This is a genomic window from Sphaerospermopsis reniformis (assembly GCF_005402885.1).
In the GTDB taxonomy this organism is placed as follows: domain Bacteria; phylum Cyanobacteriota; class Cyanobacteriia; order Cyanobacteriales; family Nostocaceae; genus Sphaerospermopsis; species Sphaerospermopsis kisseleviana.
The window spans coordinates 1-439 of the sequence record NZ_BJCE01000574.1; the positions used below are offsets into that span (position 1 = coordinate 1).

Here is a 439-nt window from a genome sequence, read left to right on the forward strand (position 1 = left end):
TCCGTGATGAATTAGGAGATAAGCAAGGTGCTATAGATGATTACAACCAAGCTATCAAGATTAATCCTAACTATGCCAATGCCTACATCGGCCGGGGAAATGTCCGTGATGATTTAGGAGATAAGCAAGGTGCTATAGATGATTACAACCAAGCTATCAAGTTTAATCCTAACTATGCCGATGCCTACTACAACCGGGGAATTGTCCGTAATGAATTAGGAGATAAGCAAGGTGCTATAGATGATTACAACCAAGCTATCAAGATTAATCCTAACTATGCCAATGCCTACATCGGCCGGGGAATTGTCCGTGATGAATTAGGAGATAAGCAAGGTGCTATAGATGATTACAACCAAGCTATCAAGATTAATCCTAACTATGCCAATGCCTACATCGGCCGGGGAAATGTCCGTGATGATTTAGGAGATAAGCAAGGTGC

1 protein-coding gene is annotated in these 439 nt (G+C 41.9%); it reads left to right on the forward strand.

Going from position 1 to position 439, the window contains the following annotated elements; all coding sequences use genetic code 11:
* Window positions 1–439 (forward strand): tetratricopeptide repeat protein (locus FFR48_RS28475; RefSeq protein WP_137669635.1); only part of this gene is annotated, 439 nt, incomplete at both ends.